General features: G+C 63.7%; 20 protein-coding genes. 17 read left to right on the top strand and 3 right to left on the bottom strand.

Annotated features, from left to right (window positions below; translation table 11 throughout):
* From M3I56_RS04000 to ggt, 10 genes are all read left to right on the top strand, one after another.
* Positions 1–202 (top strand): transposase domain-containing protein (locus M3I56_RS04000; protein WP_254352637.1); only part of this gene is annotated, 202 nt, incomplete at its 5' end.
* Between the two features lie 282 nt (positions 203–484).
* Complete coding sequence (locus M3I56_RS03995; RefSeq protein ID WP_254352636.1) at positions 485–781, top strand: hypothetical protein; 297 nt, start codon at positions 485–487, stop codon at positions 779–781.
* Between the two features lie 80 nt (positions 782–861).
* Entirely contained in the window at positions 862–1455 is a 594-nt protein-coding gene (locus M3I56_RS03990) for a type VI secretion system amidase effector protein Tae4 (RefSeq protein ID WP_254352635.1), read from the top strand.
* A gap of 999 nt (positions 1456–2454) precedes the next feature.
* Positions 2455–2808 (top strand): helix-turn-helix domain-containing protein, encoded by a 354-nt coding sequence (locus tag M3I56_RS03985; RefSeq protein WP_254352634.1) that lies wholly within the window; start codon positions 2455–2457, stop codon positions 2806–2808.
* A 34-nt stretch (positions 2809–2842) separates the two neighbouring features.
* Complete coding sequence (locus M3I56_RS03980) at positions 2843–3127, top strand: SymE family type I addiction module toxin (protein ID WP_309249124.1); 285 nt, start codon at positions 2843–2845, stop codon at positions 3125–3127.
* Between the two features lie 99 nt (positions 3128–3226).
* Complete coding sequence (locus M3I56_RS03975) at positions 3227–4015, top strand: GntR family transcriptional regulator (protein WP_211254022.1); 789 nt, start codon at positions 3227–3229, stop codon at positions 4013–4015.
* 62 nt (positions 4016–4077) lie between these two features.
* Positions 4078–4896 carry an ABC transporter substrate-binding protein gene (locus tag M3I56_RS03970; protein ID WP_254352632.1) on the top strand — a complete coding sequence of 273 codons (819 nt, stop codon included), beginning with the start codon at positions 4078–4080 and terminating at the stop codon, positions 4894–4896.
* A 15-nt stretch (positions 4897–4911) separates the two neighbouring features.
* The gene (locus M3I56_RS03965; protein ID WP_254352631.1) at positions 4912–5679 is read left to right on the top strand and encodes an amino acid ABC transporter permease; all 768 of its coding nucleotides are present in this window, start codon (positions 4912–4914) and stop codon (positions 5677–5679) included.
* A gap of 1 nt (position 5680) precedes the next feature.
* The gene (locus tag M3I56_RS03960; RefSeq protein ID WP_028201726.1) at positions 5681–6481 is read left to right on the top strand and encodes an amino acid ABC transporter ATP-binding protein; all 801 of its coding nucleotides are present in this window, start codon (positions 5681–5683) and stop codon (positions 6479–6481) included.
* 68 nt (positions 6482–6549) lie between these two features.
* On the top strand, positions 6550–8142 hold the full coding sequence (ggt, locus tag M3I56_RS03955; protein WP_254352630.1) for a gamma-glutamyltransferase: 1593 nt from the start codon (positions 6550–6552) through the stop codon (positions 8140–8142).
* 45 nt (positions 8143–8187) lie between these two features.
* On the opposite strand, the gene M3I56_RS03950 is transcribed toward ggt, so the two are convergent.
* Positions 8188–8634 carry an SRPBCC family protein gene (locus M3I56_RS03950; protein WP_254352629.1) on the bottom strand — a complete coding sequence of 149 codons (447 nt, stop codon included), beginning with the start codon at positions 8632–8634 and terminating at the stop codon, positions 8188–8190.
* Between the two features lie 161 nt (positions 8635–8795).
* Here M3I56_RS03950 and M3I56_RS03945 point away from each other — a divergent pair, with 161 nt between their 5' ends.
* Positions 8796–9089: a hypothetical protein gene (locus M3I56_RS03945; protein ID WP_254352628.1), complete on the top strand. Its 294-nt coding sequence runs from the start codon at positions 8796–8798 to the stop codon at positions 9087–9089.
* A 274-nt stretch (positions 9090–9363) separates the two neighbouring features.
* Here the strand turns inward: M3I56_RS03945 and M3I56_RS03940 are convergent, their stop codons facing one another.
* On the bottom strand, positions 9364–9672 hold the full coding sequence (locus M3I56_RS03940) for a DUF4148 domain-containing protein (protein ID WP_254334198.1): 309 nt from the start codon (positions 9670–9672) through the stop codon (positions 9364–9366).
* A gap of 275 nt (positions 9673–9947) precedes the next feature.
* Here M3I56_RS03940 and M3I56_RS03935 point away from each other — a divergent pair, with 275 nt between their 5' ends.
* From M3I56_RS03935 to M3I56_RS03910, 6 genes are all read left to right on the top strand, one after another.
* Positions 9948–10202, top strand: coding sequence for a DUF2282 domain-containing protein (locus M3I56_RS03935; RefSeq protein WP_028201731.1), 255 nt, complete (start codon positions 9948–9950; stop codon positions 10200–10202).
* A gap of 40 nt (positions 10203–10242) precedes the next feature.
* A complete protein-coding gene (locus M3I56_RS03930) occupies positions 10243–11091 on the top strand; it encodes a DUF692 family multinuclear iron-containing protein (protein ID WP_254352627.1) in 849 nt (282 codons plus the stop codon).
* Positions 11088–11867 carry a putative DNA-binding domain-containing protein gene (locus M3I56_RS03925; protein ID WP_254352626.1) on the top strand — a complete coding sequence of 260 codons (780 nt, stop codon included), beginning with the start codon at positions 11088–11090 and terminating at the stop codon, positions 11865–11867. The genes M3I56_RS03930 and M3I56_RS03925 overlap by 4 nt, the downstream gene beginning before the upstream one ends.
* A 330-nt stretch (positions 11868–12197) precedes the next feature.
* Positions 12198–13712 (top strand): sensor domain-containing diguanylate cyclase, encoded by a 1515-nt coding sequence (locus tag M3I56_RS03920; RefSeq protein WP_254352625.1) that lies wholly within the window; start codon positions 12198–12200, stop codon positions 13710–13712.
* Positions 13713–13802: 90 nt separating this feature from the next.
* On the top strand, positions 13803–14438 hold the full coding sequence (locus M3I56_RS03915) for a DUF2239 family protein (protein WP_254352624.1): 636 nt from the start codon (positions 13803–13805) through the stop codon (positions 14436–14438).
* 372 nt (positions 14439–14810) lie between these two features.
* Entirely contained in the window at positions 14811–16115 is a 1305-nt protein-coding gene (locus M3I56_RS03910) for a solute carrier family 23 protein (protein ID WP_254352623.1), read from the top strand.
* An 88-nt stretch (positions 16116–16203) separates the two neighbouring features.
* Here M3I56_RS03910 and M3I56_RS03905 read toward each other — a convergent pair whose 3' ends face one another.
* The gene (locus tag M3I56_RS03905; RefSeq protein ID WP_254334187.1) at positions 16204–17871 is read right to left on the bottom strand and encodes a Na+/H+ antiporter; all 1668 of its coding nucleotides are present in this window, start codon (positions 17869–17871) and stop codon (positions 16204–16206) included.
* Between the last annotated feature and the right edge of the window lie 150 nt (positions 17872–18021).

The following is an 18021-nucleotide window of genomic DNA, read 5'->3' as shown; positions in this document are numbered from 1 at the left end:
GGGGAGGTCGAACTGGTTGTTCGCAGGATCTCTGCGTGCCGGAAAACGAGCGGCCGCGATCATGACTTTAATCCGCTCTGCACAACTGAACGGACACGATCCGTTGGCTTACCTGAAGGACGTGTTGACGCGATTGCCGACACACCGTGCCGCCGACATAGCGCAACTGCTTCCTCATCGCTGGACGCCGGCCGCTGCTTGAGCGCTTGAGCGATTGCCTCCGTCAAGATGACTTCCCCGGGTGCTTACCGCGGTGATTACTCAGGGGCTAGATGACTGCACCTGTTCCAATCCACCGCCAAGCGTTCAGATCGCGACGCTTGGTATGTCGACGTACTGTTCCGCGTGCAAACAGGAAGGCTACATTGCCCCACGCGGGCCGCGCTGGCCGGGCACTGCATCAAACGGAAAGCAATGGGCACTTAGCGGCGATATCAACATATGTGGTTGCGAACCGTCGCCCGTGTTTTACGCGGAGCGCGGAATGAGCATGACGTTCACCGGGGAACAGGCGGTGGCACTGACTGGTAAAGGTTTGGTCAGCCCATCGAGCGCCGCCACGTCGACATTGGACTACGACGAACAGGTGCGCGGCGTTATGGCTCGCGCCTCGCTTTCCGGTTATCCCTACTACATCGAAACGGACTCCGGCGGCGTCTACAGCGGCCGTGTTGATTCGAGCGGGCTTCTTCCCCGCATCGCTACAAGGGAAGCAGAGCGATACACGGTCTATTGGGGCGACGAAGCGCTGGCGAAACAGGCGGATCTGGATAGGTGGTAGCGGGTGTCTGCTTCACACCTACGCCGACAGCAACACGATTCCTTGAAGCAGTGAAGCCATGAGCCACGAGGATGGAAGTAATGCCGAATAAGAAAACACAAGTTCAGACGAATTCGAAGCCCGGATCGATAAAAGAGGTCCAGCTAAGGGCCATCTCATTCCAGGAGCTATGGTCAGCGTATCCGGACGAGGAAGATCCATTCCGCGATTCAAAGACCGGTGAGGTGCCGCCATATGCCGACAATCAATGTGCGATTCGACTAAGCATTGCGTTGCACAATGTAGGTGTTGAGATGAAGTCCTTCCGCGGCGAAGGACAGATCCGCATCGATGGCAAGCGTACGGCGCTACGTGCTAACGAAATGGCGCACTGGCTAAACCTGAAACCCTTCGCCGGTCTTCCGACGCCGGAGGACATCACGGGGAGCGACTGGCAAGAAAAAATTCGGGGCCGTACGGGGATTGTATTTTTTTCGGGATATTGGGCGCGTAAAACCGACAAGAATGGTCAAACAACCGGAGATCATATTGATCTATGGAACGGGAAAAAGCTGACGTCGCCAGGTATGGAGGGTCGTGTGAATTCGTTCATGCGCTTTACCTTGTGGGTATCTTCCGCGTGGTATGCAGACTTGGGAAAGGCTAAGAAAATTCTCTTTTGGGAAATCAAGTGAAGCGTGTCGCCCTATCGATCGTTTACCTGTCTGTCGGACTTCTATTGTCATGGCAGTCAGCGTTGTGGTTCAGTAAATTGTCGCGGAAACTATCACTGCCACTAGTTAGTACCAGTTGGCACGAGTGTTGGGATATCGAGCACTGCAACGTGTCGTCTTGGGGCTACATAGCTATTGCCGCGTTCGTTGTTGGGCCTGGTTTTCTATGGGCTATCGCTGGATTCAAAGAAGCTAATGCCGTTGCATCCTCACGCCTCATCTCGATAGCCCTGCTCGCCACTTTCACGGTCCTTTATTACTTTGGCTTTTACGCCGCAGTGTGGCCTTGACAATGACACAGATCGTCAGTTGATCATGGCTTGGAAGCAAAAGATATCTTCTTTTGGGGGAGATAATTGACAAGGTGTCTCGTTAGCCTTCTGGGGTTCTTCTCTGGATTCGCCCTAACGTGGGTGTGTCTGCACGTCTTGAAGTATTTCCATTGGACTATGCACCCGAATGCTGTGGCTGGCGGTTGCCACGAACTCGGAAAATGCGCTGTCCCTTGGTGGACCTTGCCCTTTCTCATCACGTATCTACTGGGACCAGCAATTTGTCTCGCCATTCTTAATGCAGTAGCGTGGAAGAAATGGTCCGCACGCAAATGGGCGGGTGGGGTCTGCAGTGTGATGGCGATGACGATCACACTGTATGCGTTAGATTTCGTCGCATAACCGCGTCTCTGGTTTTGACCGCTGCGCTTCAAGAGAGCTGCCATGTAGAGGAGAACTGTTCAGTAACGTTGCAGTAACGGGAACCATACTCACAGTGTGCTTTCATTCAAGAGCGGATCTTCGGTCTGTCGCACATCATCGATCTGTCTTGAGTCAAATAAACACAAAAAGAAAATTCAGATAAGAGAAATCCAGTACTTCGTACTCCGATTCTCTATAGAATGACCTAACCAATCATCCTTGTATATTCGGCGTTGGCTAGCACGCTCTTCCGCGAGGCCCGAACATGAAAGATGAACAATTCTTCCGCGAGCTTGGGGAGCGCATCGTCAGCGCGCGCAAATCGCACGGTCTGACTCAGCAGCAATTGGGCGAAGCACTCGGTATCGCCCAACAGACGCTTGCTCACTATGAAGGCGGGCGCTCACGCGTTCCGGCGTCCATGTTGCCCATGATAGCGGAGCTGTTGATGCTCACTGTCGATGAGTTGTTGGGCAAGCCGCTCGGCATGCCGGTTGCAGGCTACAGATCAATGTCCCGCCTACAACGTCAGATCGCAGCAATCGAACAACTCCCCAAGCCCAAGCAGCAGTTCGTCTCACAACTGTTGGACACCGTGCTCGCCCAAGCACAGAAGTAGTAGAAGTCTCAATGCAGTAAACGAAGCGCGGGCCATGAGTGTTACCAGCACTCACGGCCCGCTAACCAAAACCAACTCAACACAGGAGTTGACCATGGCTGACGCCAATCTTAATGCATTGCACGCACATCCCGAGCGCCGCGTAACCATCCGGCAGTCTTGGCGGTACCGCAAGTCCAGTTCACGGGCAAGAAATGACCCACCGCTTTACCCCTGGCTAAAGCTCTCCGGCCGATGGCTCGAAGTCGCAGGCTTTGAACCAGGCCAGCGTGTCCGAATCACGGTAGAAAACAAAAGGCTTGTGATCACCCCAGACTGATCCGCCCGCCAGACCAAAGCCAGCACCAAACAAAGAAGGCCACGAACCCACAGGGTTCGTGGCCTTCACGCCTTCCGCAGGCCCATCATCAAATCTTTTTTGAAAGACTGGATCCACAAATCCACTTGGAGTAATCTGCCCCAACGACTCAGCAACCGCAATGGCATCCTCCCGCACCGCACAAAACGGATCAAGCGCACAAAAATGCCTGCTACCAACGTCCGCAGCACAGCCGGTCTGGCCTTAACCGCCGAGGAGGAGGCCTACCGCTTCCTGCTGGAAGCCATCATCGAAGGCCGCTACGCCGCAGGCCAGCGCATCGTCGCCGAAACGGTTGCCGAAGAACTCTCAATGAGCCGCATGCCGGTGCGGGCGGCGCTAAAAAGACTGCACACAGAAGGCCTGATCATCCAGCGCCCCAACCGAGGCGCAATCGTCCGCGGCCTGACCGTGGAAGAAGTCCAGGACATCTTCGACATGCGCATCGCGCTCGAGTGCCTGGCCATGCGCGTCGCCGCCCCCCGCTGCACCGAAGCGCATCTCACGAAGCTCCAACGCCTGCTGGAAGACATGGACGCCTGCGTAGGCGACACGGACACCTGGGTCCAACGCCACTGCGCGTTCCACGAATACCTATGCGAAATCAGCGGCCGCACGCGTCTCTACCAGCAGATTCACTCGCTCTACACGCTGATCGAAGGCCCCATGCGCCTGTGGATCGAGCAGGCCACCTTCAGACGCAAACGCGCACGCGACGCCCACCAGATCCTCATCGACGCGCTGCGCACCCGCGACCCCGCGCAAGCCGAGCAGGCGCTGCGCGAGCACCTCGAATCAACCGTTCCCCAGATCATCAAGTTCCTCGAATCGCCCGCGTCACGAGCGTAACGCGTCGGCGTCCTAACTGTCGTCGTACCTCACGCAGCTCACATTCAGCCAGGAGCCTCTCGATGTCAGCAAATCAGTTCAAGCGTCTTCGTCTCGCCGCCTGCGCAAGCTTCGCGCTCCTCGCGCAGGTTGCCGGCGCCTCCGTGGCGCAGGCCGCCGATCTGGGTCTCGTGAAAGGCGGCACGCTCACTTACTGTTCGAGCATGGATGCGCCACCGCTCGCGTCCTACGACGAGAATCAGCAGCCGCGCGGCTTCTCCGTCGACGTGGCGCATGACGTCGCGAAGCAGCTCGGCAATCTCAAGGTCGAGTGGAGGGTCATGTCGTTCAGCGGGCAGATTCCGGCGCTGCAGGCGAAGCAATGCGATCTCGTGATCGGCCAGCTCTTCGACAAACCCGAGCGCCGCCAGATTATCGACATCGTCGACTACATGTATTCGAGCCAGTCGATCATGGTGCCGCGCGGTAACCCGCGCCACGTGCGCTCGCTCGACGACCTTTCGGGCATGAAGGTCGCTGTGCTCAACGGCACGACCATCGGCACGCTGCTCGACAAGGAGAACGAGAAGCTCAAGGCTGCGGGCAAACCGCCCATGAACATCGTTGTCTATAGTTCGGATGCCGATGCATTTCAGGCCTTCCGTCTGAATCAGGTCGATGCCTACGGCACCACCTCGGAAAGCGCCGCGCACTTTCAGCAGGTCTCGGGCGACATGTTCGAGGAGGCGGTGCCCGGTTTCAATCGAATCGCGACCGGCATTGGCGCGCGCAAGGGCGAGCCGCTTTCGCCGGCCGTCGCGAAGGCCGTGGCCGATCTCGTGAAGAGCGATCGCTACGGCAAGATGCTCGCCACCTGGAAGCTCGAAAACGATCGCCTGTGAGCGCGGGGTGACGCCATGAATTTCAGTTGGGAAATCTTCCGGAAATTCCTGCTGGACCCGAGCCCGGCGTATCTGCACGGTTTGTGGCTCACGTTCTCGATCAGCGCCTGCGCAATCGCGTTCGGCGCCTCGCTCGGCCTGATCGTCGCGCTCATGCGGCTTTCGTCGAGTCTGCCCGTGCAGTGTCTCGCGCGCAGCTATATCTGGGTCATGCGCGGCACGCCGTTGCTCATGCAGATCGTGTTCCTGTACACCGCGTTTGCCGCGGCGAACATCTTTCACTTTCACGATCTCGACTTCGGCATCATCTCGCTGCCCGGCAATATTCAGGCGGCCGTGCTTGCGCTCGGCATGAATTCGGCGGCCTATCAGGCGGAGATCATTCGCGCGGGTTTGAGTTCGGTGGACAGAGGCCAGTACGAAGCGTCGCGCTCGCTTGGCATGTCTTCGGTGCTGCTCATGCGCCGTGTCGTGCTGCCGCAAGCGTTCCGCGTGATCGTGCCGCCGCTCGGCAACGAGTTCAACGTCATGCTCAAGAACACCACGCTCGTGAGCGTGATCGGCGTGCCGGAACTGCTGCTCAGCACGCAGATGATTACCTCGGTGAACTTCCGCGTGTTCGAGTTGTATCTCGTGCTCGGCATCTACTTCCTCGCGCTCACCACGCTCTGGGGTTTCGTGCAGCGGCGGCTCGAAGCGCACTTCGGCCGCGGCGAGGCGAAGCCGGCTGCGAATACGCGTCTGTTCGGCGCGCAAACGATGAAACTGCTGCGGGGGCGTTGACATGAACGAAGCACGCGAAATCGTCATCGAGGCGTCGGACATTCACAAGTCGTTCGGCCCGACCAAGGTGCTCAACGGCATTTCATTGAGCGTCGCGAAGGGGGAGGTGGTGGTGCTGATCGGCTCGTCGGGCTCGGGCAAGACCACGTTCATCCGCTGCCTCAATCTGCTCGAGTCGTACGACAGCGGGCGGGTGCGCGTAAACGGCCATCTGCTCGGGTTTGTCGAGCGCCCGAACGGTACGCTGGTGCGCGATTCCGCGCGCCAGCTCGCACGGCAGCGCCGCGATATCGGCATGGTGTTCCAGCGCTTCAATCTGTTTCCGCACATGACAGCGCTGGAGAACGTGATCGAGGCGCCTATCCACGTGCTGAAGATGCCGCGCGAAGAGGCGATCAAGCAGGCAAAGGCGCTGATCGCCCGCGTGGGTCTTGCCGATCGCGCCGATCACTATCCGTCGCAGCTTTCCGGCGGCCAGCAGCAACGCATCGCCATCGCCCGCGCACTTGCCATGCAGCCGAAGGTGCTGCTCTTCGACGAGCCCACCAGCGCGCTCGATCCGGAAACCGTCGGCGAAGTGCTGCAGGTGATGAAGGAGCTTGCGGAAGACGGCATGACGATGGTCGTCGTCACGCACGAAATGGGCTTTGCGCGCGAGGTGGCCGATCGCGTGGTCGTGCTCGACCAGGGCGAGTTGATCGAAGAGGGCCCGCCCGAGCGTATCTTCACCGCGCCTTCGCATCCGCGTACGCAGACGTTCTTGAAGCGTACGTTGCGAACTGCCATGCCTGCATCTGCGTAGGCATGAGCCGCAATGCTGCGTCACGTGAAATAACACATCGTCAGGACACCAAAGAGGAGAACGCTTCGATGCGTAACTTCGAAACGCCGGGCCGCTCGCTCGTCATGGCTCGAAACGGCATGGCTGCGACTTCGCACCCGAGCGCGACGCTGGCCGCCGTCCAGATTCTCGCCGCCGGCGGCAACGCCATGGATGCCGCGATTGCCGCGTGCGCGGTGCAGTGCGTGGTCGAACCGGGCTCGACGGGCATAGGCGGCGACTGTTTCGCGCTCTATTCGCGCGGCGGCGCGGATGACGTGATCGCCTACGACGGCTCCGGCTGGGCCCCCGCCGCAGCGAGCGCCGAGCGTCTGCGCGCCATGGGTGTGGAAACCATTGCGCGTCATTCGCCGCACGCCGTCACGGTGCCGGGCGCGGTGGATGCATGGACCACGCTCCATCGCGATCACGGCCATTTGCCGCTGCGCGACGTACTGGCTCCGGCCATCCGTCTCGCCGAAGAAGGCTACGCCGTCGCGCCGCGCACCGCGCGCGACTGGGCGGCAGAAGTGGAAACGCTCTCGCGCGACGCCGTAGCGCGCACCACCATGCTCGTGGATGGCGCTGCGCCGCGCGCCGGCTCGACGCACCGTCAACCGCGCCTCGCGAATACGCTGCGCGCCATCGCCGAAACGGGCCGCGATGCGTTCTACCGCGGCGCCGTTGCGGCCGATCTCGTCGCGCAGCTTCAGGCGCACGGCGGCTTGCACACGCTGGAAGATTTCGCAGAATTCCGCGGCGAATACGTCACGCCGATTCGCGCGAAATTCCGCGGCTACGACGTGATCGAATGCCCGCCGGCAGGGCAGGGCGTCATCGCGCTGCTGTTGCTGCGTCTGCTCGACAAATACGACGCCGAAGGCAGCCCGCTCGACCCCGACCGTCTGCATCGCGAGATCGAGGCGGCGAAGCTCGCCTACGCAGTACGCGACGCCGTGCTAGGCGACCCGCGCCATGGCGGCGTCGATGTCGATCGCCTGCTTTCCGACGACTATGTGGACAGCCTGCGCAGCCGCATCGACCTCGAAAGCGTTCTGGACCCGGCCGCCGCGCTCACCCAGGTCGAGCACCGCGACACGGTCTACATCACCGTCGTCGATCGCGACCGCAACTGCGTGAGCTTCATCAATTCGTTGTTCTATCCATTCGGCAGCGGGCTGATGGGCAAGGAATCCGGCGTGATGCTGCACAACCGTGGCATGAGCTTCTCGGTCGAGCTAGGACACCCCAACGCGATTGCGCCGCACAAGCGTCCGCTGCACACCATCATTCCCGGGATGGTCGCGCGCGATGGTCGCGTGCAGATGAGCTTCGGCGTGATGGGCGGCCACTATCAGGCCATGGGGCACGCGCACTTCCTTTCGAAGGTGCTGCATTACGGCCTCGACATGCAGGCTTCGATGGATCTGCCGCGTGTCTTTCCGCGCCCTGGGACGGGCACTGTGGAAATCGAATCGACCTTGCCCGCCAACGCGCGCGCGGTGCTCGCGGATCGCGGCTTCAGGCTCGTGCCCGCTGCCGGACCGATTGGCGGTTCGCAGGCGATCCGCATCGACTGGGAGCGGGGTGTGTTGACCGGCGCGTCCGATCATCGCAAGGACGGCTGCGCACTCGGGTATTGAAGCGGCATGCGGTCGAAAAGAAGGGGCGCGAGCGCCCCTTTTTCTTTACTGCTTGATCTCGGCTTCGACGAGCTTCGCGAGCAACGCCAGCGACTCCTGCCAGCCCAGATAACACGCCTCGACCGGAATGATCTCCGGTATGCCTTCCTGCACGACGGTCATTTCCGCGCCGAAAAACACCGCGCGCAGTTCCACCGTCGTCTGCATGGTGCCGGGCAGGTGCTGATCCTCGAACACACCGGTGTACCGCAAACGCTCGTTCGGCACGAGTTCGAGATATTCGCCGCCGAACGAATGACCGTGGCCGGCCGTGAAATTCTTGAACGACATCCGGTAGTGGCCGCCGACTTTCGCGTCGAGTTCATGAACCGTGCAGGTGAAGCCGTTGGGCGGCAGCCATTTCACGACTGCGCTCGCGTCGAGAAAGGCGCGATAGATGCGCTCGGGCGGCGCGCGCAGCACACGATGCAGGCGGACGGTGTTCGATGCCATGTGTAAGCTCCCAGGGTGGTGGATCGCCCTGCAATAGTAGGCCACCCGCCCGGGACCCATCGCCTAAACTTCCCAATACCGAATCAATACCGAACACCTGGCCGCATACCCATCGGCCGGATAGCCCGCAGCCGCTAACCCCGCGGCACCCGGAGGTCACCATGAGCGCTCAACCGCTTGCGATGCATCAGGTCGACTACGAAGGCTTCGAGATTCACGTTAGCGCTACGCCTGCCGACGAAGGCGCGAACCGCTACACCTATACGGCCTACGTTTGCCATCCCGGCGCGAATCCCTCGAAGCCGGGCCACACGGTCACGTATCACGCGGACGGCGACGAAACCTGGCGCAGCGAGCAGGACGCCACCGAAGAGGCGGTGCATGTGGGCCGCAGCATCATCGACGGCACGCACCCCGATCTTTCCGTGCTCTCGCTCGTCACCCACGGCTTTTAGGCCCTGCGAGCGCGCCGCCTGCGCGCGCGGCCCGCGCTAAAAAGCGGGCCGCATGCGTCGCGAGAGGGAAGCAGGAAAAAGGCCCGGACCGCAGTCCGGGCAAAGCCACCGGATTTCCGGCGGCGGAGGTTTTCGTGGGCGTACCGCTTATTTCTGCCGCGCGCGTTGCACGCGCGGCGCAGAAATGAAAGGCGGGCCCGCTCTCTCCCAATCGGGAGAGCGGGCCCGCCAGGCGTTGCTCGCGTAGTGCGCCGGCACTACGTGTGAGCCGCGATTACTGGCCGAAGTAGGTCGGCTTGATGTTCGGTGCGCGGGTGCCGGCTTGCGCGCTGCCGTTCGTCGATGCGCCATAGGCCGTGGCTTCTGCTGCGCCGTTCTGCTGGGCGACGCGTGCCTGGGCAGCCTGCAGGTCTTCCGGATAGTACGGGCTCGACAGATTCGGGCGGTAGCCGGCCTTTTCCAGCTGAACCAGTTCGGCGCGAACTTGAGCGCGCGTCACGGGCGCTTGCTCGGCTTGTGCGAACGACAGGGCCGGAGCGGCGAGGACGGTAGCGGCGAGTGCAGCAGCAATCAGATTCTTCATGGTAACAACCTCCGAAAATTATGTTGTCGATCCGTAACAATCGTGTTGTTCGAACCGTTGATGACACTTTATTGCAGTGCACTTCAAAGAAAAATACCGCAATCCAGCAAACATACTTACCGCGATTGCAATAATTCCGTCCATCTTCGGTGCTTTGGCCGGACCGGGACGTGGCCCGGTGAGGCAAAATAGGGCGCCGAAGGCCGCGCGTTGCGACGGCTGCGTATCCCGATCGCTTACTGCGAAACCCATTTCGAAGTTCAAGGAGAAACGCCATGAAGAACTCTCTCGGCCGCCAGGCGCTGATCGCCGCCGCGCTCGCGGGTCTTGCGACGGCCGGCGCGGGCGTGGCCCAGGCGGACGACACCGTGAATTGCTACGGCGTCGCCAAGGCCGGCCAGAACGACTGTTCGAGCAAGACCGGCGTGCACGACTGCGCGGGCCAGGCCAAGGTCGATCACGACAAGGGCGACTTCAAGACCATGCCGAAGGGCACGTGCGAGAAGCTTGGCGGCATGCCGGAAAAATGAGCCTCGCGGCTGAGGCGGCGCGTAACGCGGGGGGCGCAAGATGAGCGCGCCAGATGCACTGAGTGGCGTGGGCATTGGCCTGCGTCACGCGCACTACGAGGCCTTCATGGCAGGGCCGCCTGCGGTCGACTGGATCGAAGTCCACAGCGAGAACTACTTCGGCGAAGGCGGTTACGACCTGCACGTGCTCGAAACCGTGCGCCGCGATTTGCCGGTGAGCCTGCACGGCGTGGGGCTCGGGCTCGGCTCGGCTGCGCCGCTCGATACGGCGCATCTCGCGAGGCTCGCGCGGCTGGTGGCGCGCATCGACCCGGCTGTCGTCTCCGAGCATCTATGCTGGGGTGCGAGCGCGCAAGGCGCGCTGCACGATCTGCTGCCGATGCCCCTCACGCAAGCCTCGCTCGATCACTTGAGCGCGCGCGTCTCGCAGATGCAGGACGCGCTGCACCGTACCGTGCTGATCGAAAATGTTTCGACCTACGTACGATTTCGCAACGATAGCTACAGCGAGGCCGAATTCCTCGCCGCGCTCGCGCAGCGCACGGGCTGCGGCGTGCTTCTCGACGTGAACAATCTTTACGTGAATCAATGCAACCACGGTGAGGATGCACTGGCGGCCATGGCCATGCTGCCGCCGCAGATCGTCGGCGAGATCCATCTGGCGGGGCATCGCGCGACGCCCGCGGCCGTGATCGACGATCACGGTTCGCGGGTCGCGCCGGCGGTCTGGTCGCTGTACGAGGCCGCGCTCGAGCGCTTTGGCGCGACGCCCACGCTCATCGAGTGGGACACGGCGGTGCCGGCGCTCGAAGTGCTGCTCGACGAGGCGCGTCTCGCGCGCGAACGCTTCGCGAAGTACACGCGTCACGTAACGGAGCTGCGCTCATGACGGTGCGCAAGACGCTGGAAGCGACGCAACAAGCCTTCGCCGCCGCACTGGACGATCCGGGCGTCGATGCGGCGCTCACCCGCGAGCTGCTTCCCGCCGATGCCGCGCTGCTGCACGAGCGCATGGGCCTGTATCGCGGCAACGTGCGCGCGGCGCGGCGGCTTGCACTCGCGAACGCGTATCCGGTGCTCGCGGCCCTGACCGGCGAGACCTGGTTCGACGCGCTCGCGCTAGCCTATGCGCGCGCGCTTCCGTCGCGCGATGCCGATCTGAACCGCTTCGGCGCGCAACTGCCCGAATTCATCGAGCGTTACGAGACCGACGCACGTTATGCGTATTTCGGCGATGTCGCGCGACTCGAATGGGCGCTGCACGTAGCCAGCTACGCAGCGAACGCCACGCCTATCAACGCGCAGCAATGGCAAGCGCTCGGCGCAGAGCGCCTTGCGCAAGCGCGTCTCGCGGTGCACCCCGCCTGCGCCGCGCTCGCTTTACGCTTCGATGCCGTGGCGATCTGGCGAGCACACCAGCCGGGCGGCGTCTGGCCTGCGCGTGTGGATGTGCCGTCGTGGGCGCTCGTGGTCCGACCGCAATGGCGGCCCACGGCGCTCGTGCACACGCACGCCGCGCACGCGGCGTTTGTGGCGCTGCGCGACGGCGCCACGCTCGACAACGCGCTTGCGCAAGCGTTCGACATCGACCCGGCTTTCGACTTCGGCGGCCAGTGGCGAGCGTGGATCGAGGCGCGCGCCATCGTTGGCGTGCGCGACAACTGACCACGCCGCATGACAAGCGCATACGCAGACTCGCCATAAAGCAGAGGAATCCAGACTAACAAAACGCACGCCTCTCGAAACGCACTTTATTCAGGAGAATAGGGCGAAAAATCGAGCCGCGCCCCAAACGCCACCCTCGACCGGACTTGCCCGCATAGCCACGCCTGATGCGGCATGCGAGGATGAATGCATACGCACAACATGCGCCCGCCGGCCGTCGTACACTCGATTGCATCCCGGCGCGCGCGGCGTCGGGCATCGTCCACGGTCGGGCGCAGGCAAGCGCCCGGCAACCGGCGCCACTGCAAGGCCAGCCCCCGAAGGCCCGAGATGATGATCCGCCGACCGAACGCCGTGCTTGCCATCGGCATCGCGCTGGCCGCAGCGCTGACGCTGATCGCCGCATGGGTCATGGCGCAGATGCGGCACGACGCGCTCGCGAGCGCCCGCGCTTCCGCCTCCAATATGGCGCTGCTTTTCGAGCGCGACACGGCGCGCAATTTCGACGTCTACGACCTTTCGCTGCAGGCCGTCATCGACGCCATCGACGATCCGCGGCTCGCCTCGCTGCCCGCCGACATCCGCCAGAACCTGCTGTTCGACCGCTCGGCCACGGCGAAGAATCTCGGCGCGATCTTCGTCACCAACGCGGCGGGCGACGTGGTGTTCGATTCGCGCTCGGTGCCGCCGCGCGCGCTCAACGTGGCCGACCGCGACTATTTCATCGCGCAGCGCGACTCGGCGCACGTGGGCCTCTTTCTGAGCCACCCGTTCATTCCGCGCGACGGGCCGGCCAACGCGACCATCGGATTGAGCCGACGTCTCTCGAACCCCGACGGCTCGTTCGCGGGCGTGGTGGTCGGCACGATGCGGCTCGATTATTTCCGGCAGTTGTTCAGCGGCGTGGACATCGGCACGAACGGCACGGTGGCGCTCATGCTCGCCGACGGCACGCTGCTCATGCGCCGCCCATACGATCCGGCGCTGATCGGCAAAAGCGTCGCAGAAACCGCGCTGTTCCAGCGTTTCCAGCGATCGCAGGCTAACGGGTTCTTCTCGCTGGGCCCGATCGACAGCGTGCGGCGCTGGTTTGCGCTGCGGCGCGTGGAGCGCTATCCGCTCGTGTTCAGCGTCGCCGTCGCGGCGGACGACATCTACCGCGAATGGCGCGTGCGCGCCTGGATCATCGGCACGCTCACGTCGGTGCTCGACATCTCGCTGATCGCGCTCGCGTTGATGTTCACGCGTCAGTTGCGCCGGCGTGGCGCGGTGGAGGCGGAGTTGCGCGTGCAGGCGGGCACCGACGCGCTCACGTCGCTCGCGAACCGGCGCGCGTTCGAAACCCGCGCGGACCACGAATGGGCGCGCGCACGCCGCTCGGGCAGCCCGCTCGCGCTCGTGCTGCTCGACGTGGACCGCTTCAAGCTCTACAACGACCGCTACGGCCACCTCGCGGGCGACGACGCGCTCGCGGCCGTCGCGCACGCGTTCGGCGCACACGCACGCCGCGCGGCGGACTGTGCGGCGCGCTATGGCGGCGAGGAGTTCGTGCTGCTGCTGCCCGAAACGGGCGAGGCCCAGGCGCTCGCGCTGGCCGAAAAGGTGCGCGCCGCCATCGAGGCGCTGGCGGTGCCGCACGCCGGCAGCCCGAACGGCGTGCTCACGGTGAGCGTGGGCGTGGCGTGCACAACCCAAAGCGCGTTTGCCGACTGGCGCGCGCTGACCGACGCCGCCGACGCGGCGCTCTACACGGCCAAGCGCTCGGGCCGCAACCGCGTGGCGGCGTGGCTGCCCGCCACGACCGACGACACGCGCGGCGCGGATGTTGAAGGCCGCTCCGGCTGACCGCAATCAAATTTCACCCGGATGATATTGCGCAATGTAATTTACCCGGATAATATTCGCTCATCATTGGGTATCAAGAAGGAGAACACCATGGTGGTGGCGAACGGCTGTACGGCATTTGCGGGCACGCGCCTGATCGCGCGCGGCGCGCCGCTTCAGGTGGCGCTGGCGGTCAAGGCGGCACTCGAGCGCGAAGTGAATGAAAACGGGAACGAAAACGGCGCGCCGGTGCTGGTCTTCGACGACCGCGACGCGCGCCCGGTCGAATTCGATTTGCGCGGCACGGAACAGGACATCGAGGCGCGCATCGTCGCGCAGGCGAGCCGTGCGGAAAGTGCAGCCGCGCCGAACGTCGTCGACGAAGCAGCCCCGGACGACGCACCGCGCGGCCGCGGCCGCCCGAAGCTTGGCGTGGTGGCGCGCGAGGTGACACTGTTGCCGCGCCACTGGGACTGGCTCGGCGCGCAGCCTGGCGGGGCCTCGGTGGTGCTGCGCCGACTCGTGGACGCCGCGCGCCATGCGAGTGAGGCACGCGAACGCGTGCGCGCGGCCCAGGAAGCCGCGCACCGCTTCATGACTGCACTGGCGGGCAATCTTCCGGATTACGAGGAGGCGCTGCGCGCGCTTTACGCGGGCGAGCGTAGCCGCTTCGAAGCGGCTAGCGCGCCCTGGCCGGAAGACGTGCGCGACTATGCGCGGGAACTGGCGGAAGCCGCATTCGCCTGAACGGGCGAAGGGCTCAAATTGCGCGGGCAAAAAAAACCGCTCCAGCGGGGGGCAGGAGCGGGGAAGTCGGAGAGTTTACAACTTACAAACTCTGCATGAACTCTCGTGGGGGTCACGCAGCAAGGCCAGTCTAAATCCGGCATCCCACCCTCCATATAGGAGGAATCTGAAACTCCATTCGATGTTGACTTCATAACTCACGTCGACGGCTGCCGCGGTGGTTTCGGACGCCCGACATCCGGCTTGCCACGCCGATTGCGGCTCCGTACACTCCCGCCTGACCTGCATCAAGGGCGGCCGTTGCATCGATGCGTGCGCGCCAACGATCAAAACCAGAACCAAAACCGCAAATCACGCCGACAAGAGGAACCCATGTCCGACTCCTATTTCCCCCGCTGGCGCGCGCAGACGGGTGACGCCCGCAGCGTCGTGGCCCCCGACGAGCGGCTGGCCTGGCCGCAGATGTTCGCCATGGGCGTGCAGCACGTCGTCGCCATGTTCGGCTCGACCGTGCTCGCGCCGCTGCTCATGGGCTTCGACCCGAACCTGTGCATTTTCATGTCGGGTGTCGGCACGCTGCTGTTCTTCGTGGTGGTGGGCGGGCGCGTACCGAGCTATCTCGGTTCGAGCTTCGCGTTCATCGGTCTCGTGATTGCCGTGACGGGCTACGGCGGGCAGGGCCCCAATCCCAACATTCCGGTCGCGCTCGGCGGCATCATCGCGTGCGGCGTGGCGTATACGCTGATCGGTCTGCTCGTCTCGGCCGTCGGCACCAAGTGGATCGAAACGCTCATGCCGCCGGTCGTGACCGGCGCGATCGTCTGCGTGATCGGACTGAATCTCGCGCCCATCGCGGTGAAGGGCGTGAGCGGCTCGACCTTCGACTCGTGGATGGCCATCGTCACCGTGCTCTGCGTGGGCGGCGTGGCGGTCTTCACGCGCGGCACGCTGCAGCGTTTGCTGATTCTCGTCGGCCTGTTGATCGCCTATGTGATCTACGCGATCGTCACGAACGGCATGGGCCTCGGCAAGCCGATCGACTTCTCGATCGTCGGGAACGCCGCCTGGTTCGGCATGCCGAAGTTCACCGCGCCTGTGTTCGACCCGCACGCCATGACGCTGCTCGTGCCGATCGCCGTGATTCTGGTGGCGGAGAACCTCGGCCACATCAAGGCTGTCTCCGCGATGACGGGCTACAACCTCGACCGCTACGTGGGCCGCGCGTTCATCGGCGACGGGCTCGCCACGATTGTCTCGGGCTTCGCGGGCGGCACGGGTGTCACGACCTACGCGGAAAACATCGGCGTGATGGCCGTGACGAAAATCTATTCGACGCTCGTGTTTGTGATCGCCGCGGTCATCGCGCTCGTGCTCGGTTTCTCGCCGAAGTTCGGCGCCGTCATTCAGACGATTCCGGGCCCGGTGCTGGGCGGCGTCTCGATCGTCGTGTTCGGTCTGATCGCCGTGACGGGCGCGCGTATCTGGGTCGTCAACAAGGTGGACTTCTCGGACAACCGCAATCTGATCGTCGCTGCGGTCACGCTCGTGCTCGGCGCGGGCGACTTCTCGCTCAAGCTCGGCGGCTTCGGACTGGGCGGCATCGGCACCGCCACGTTCGGCGCGATCATTCTCTACGCGCTGCTGCGCCGCAAACCGGCGCAGGAAGCGGCGGTTTAAGCCTCACCGCCTTAGCGCGATATGCGGCGCCGGTCCTCGGCGCCGCGTTTTCTTTCTCCCGTTTTTCTACTCTGCGCGAGGCGCGCGCTCAGTTGCGATTGCGCCCGCGCGTCGTCATCGCGGTTTCCGAAAGATCGACTTCGCGCATCAGCTTCGCCAGCGTTTCGTCGTTGATCTGCATCAGGTTGCGCAGCTTGAGCAGCGTCGCGCGTTCGGCGCGCACGCCGGCGAGGCGCATTTCCAGTTCCAGCGCGTCAGCGCGGCGCGCGTTCGCGCTGCGGTCGCGGTCGGCGTCGAGCGAGGCGAGGCGCCGGCGGTAGGTGTCCATCACGCGCGCGGTCGTGTCGGCGGCGTAGGCGGCCTGCGATTCGTCGAGATCCTCGCTCACCTTTTCGTGCACCGCATCCACGGCGCGGATTCCCGCTTGCGCCGCCTGGATGCGCGCCGCGCGCTCCTCGGCCGCGTGCGGTCCCTGCGCGCCGCGCCGCACGCCGCGCAGCAAGAGCGGCAGGCCCACGATCGCCACCAGCAGAGACGCGAGAATCACACCTGTCGCAATGAAAATGGCGCTGTCGCGCCCCGGCAGCGGGCTGCCGTTGGCGAGCGCCACAGGCAGCGAGAGCACGCCCGCGAGCGTCACCGCGCCCCGCACGCCCGCCACCGTCGTGATCGCCACGGTGCGCAGACCCGGTACCGCGTTCGTCACGCCGTGACGCGCGGCGCGGCGGCTCGCCACCCAGCGCAGCAGCCACACCCAGCCGAAGCGCATGGCGTAGAGCGCTGCGAGCACGGCGGCGATATAGCCGATGAGGCGCAGCATTTGCACGTTGCTCGTGTGGTGCGCGTCGAGCAGCGCCTTGCCGAGAATGCCCGGGAACTGCAGGCCGAGCAGCGTGAACACCATGCCGTTGAAGACGAACTCGATCATCGACCAGGTGCTCGTTGCGCGCACGCGTGTCGACACCGGTCCTTTGTGCGCGATGCTCGTGTAGTTCATCGTCATGCCGGCGGAAACGGCCGCGAGCACGCCGGACACGTCGAGGTGCTCGGCGAACAGATACGCCGCGAACGGAATCAGCAAGGTGAGCACGACGCCGGGCGCGGGGTCGCCGTCTTCGTTCACGTTGAGAAAGCGCTCCGAAACAAAGCTGAAGAGCCAGCCGATCGCCGCCCCCAGCGCGAGACCGCCCGCCGCGATCAGGACGAAGCTGAGCGCCGCCGCGCGCAGCGAAAAATAGCCGGTGAGCGCGGCCGCCACGGCGAACTTGAGCGCGACGAGGCCCGAGGCGTCGTTCATCAGCGCTTCGCCTTCGAGGATGTGCATGAGCTGCGCGGGAATGCGGTCCTTGCCCGCGATGCCCGAGAGCGCGACGGCGTCGGTGGGCGAGAGCACGGCGGCGAGCGCGAATGCCACGGGCAGCGAGATCTGCGGCACGAGCCAGTGCACGAAATAGCCCACGGCGACGACCGTCAGCAGCACGAGGCCGAGCGCGAGCATGAGGATCGCGCGGCGCTGCATGAAGAACTCGCGTTTGGGCATGCGCCAGCCATCCGCGAACAGCAGCGGTGGAATGAACAGCGCCATGAAGATGTCGGGATCGAACGTGACGTGCGGATTCACGAGCGGAAACGTGAGAAGCGCGCCAATGCCGATCTGCACGAGCGGCAACGGCAGCTTGAGGGGCACGGTGCGCGTGATGACGCCGGACACGGCGACAGCAAGCAGCAGAATGAGAACGGTGAAGAGGATGTCCATCGAAAAACGTAGCGGGGGCCAAACGGAACAGGCGGGGAAGCGCTGAAGAGGGGACGGACGCCTCTTTTCACGCGCGGTGCGGCACTGCGTTCTGGCGCGCATTAGAGAGGGGCGCGCCGGTCGAGGGACAGTTTAGCCCGACGCGTCTGT

The sequence above is a fragment of the Paraburkholderia sp. CNPSo 3281 genome (genome assembly GCF_024206515.1).
Taxonomy (GTDB): Bacteria; Pseudomonadota; Gammaproteobacteria; order Burkholderiales; family Burkholderiaceae; genus Paraburkholderia; species Paraburkholderia nodosa.
The sequence above is the reverse complement of the archived record's forward strand: the minus strand, read 5'-3'. Positions and strand labels throughout refer to the sequence as shown.